The 1,100-nt window shown below is 64.0% G+C and carries 1 pseudogene; it reads right to left on the bottom strand.

The window, feature by feature from the left end:
* Positions 1-1,100 (bottom strand): annotated as a pseudogene (locus ACWCQ6_RS37450) (hypothetical protein); the annotation flags it as partial.

Genomic DNA, 1,100 nt, shown 5'->3' with positions numbered 1-1,100 from the left:
GTCGAACTTCTGCGGGAGTTCGAGACCGGCCTTGACCGCCGTGCCCAGCAGCCAGGACACGACGCCGGTCTTGAGGTGGGTGGCGATGTTGGTGACGAAGAGATTGAGGCCGGCGCCGACCGCCTTGACCAGGTTGCCGAGGAACCCGATCGGGTCCTTGATGATCTTCATGATCGCGGAGGCGGCCTTGGCGAGGATGCCGAGCAGGAGGTTCTTCAGCTCGTTGATCGTCTTGAGGGCGCCGACGATCGCGTCCTTCGCCTTCTGGACCAGCCCCTTGTTGGCCTCCTGGAGCTTCTTGATCTCCTCGTCGATCTTGTTCAGGGCGGCCGTGTATTTGTTGGCGAGGTCCTGGACGAGTTGTTCGGACTTCTCGTTGACGCTGGCTTCGAGGTCGTCGAACTTTCCCGCGAAGTCCTTCGCCGCGTCCTCGCCGAACTGACGCAGGTCTGCCGGGAGTTTGTCGACCTCGGCCTTCAGCTCCGCCCGCCCCTTGGCGATGCGGGCCTTCGCCTTGCCCAGTTCGGTGCCGATGATGTCGGCGACGGAGGAGATGACCGTCTGCATCTTCGCCACGTAGAGCTTGCGGGCCTCCTGGAAGAGGTCGTTGGCCTCCTTCGGCATGCCCATCAGCTTGTCCTTGGCCCACTTCGCCGGGCCGAACATCCCTGAGTAGCGCTTGTCCTTGTACTTCTTCATCCGGCGCTTGTGGTCGGCGGTGAACGCGTCCCGGGCCGCTTTCTCGCCCGAGGTGAATGCCTCGTCGACCTTCTTGTCCAGGCCGGACAGGGTGGCCTCGACGTCCTTCTTCGTGCCGTCGTAGACCTTCTGGAGCTTGGCCGTTACCTCTGCGCGCTTCTTCTCGTCCTTGGACTTCGTCTCGCCCTTGCCGCCGTCGACCTGTTTACCCGCCGAAGCACGGGTCGCGGTCAGGGTGTTCATGGCCTGGGCGCCGGAGGCTGCGGCCCCGGCCTTGGCGGTGGAGAGTTGTTGGGCTTCGGCTGATTTGCCCTTGGCGGGGGCCTTCGCTGAGTCCGTTTCCGCCGTCTTCTTCGCGGAGAGGGCCTCGTCGAACTCGGGCTCGTTGCCCTTGGCCAGTT

The sequence above is a fragment of the Streptomyces sp. NPDC001880 genome, assembly GCF_053594575.1.
Note: the sequence above shows the minus strand (reverse complement) of the source record. Positions and strands in the feature narration are given on the sequence as shown.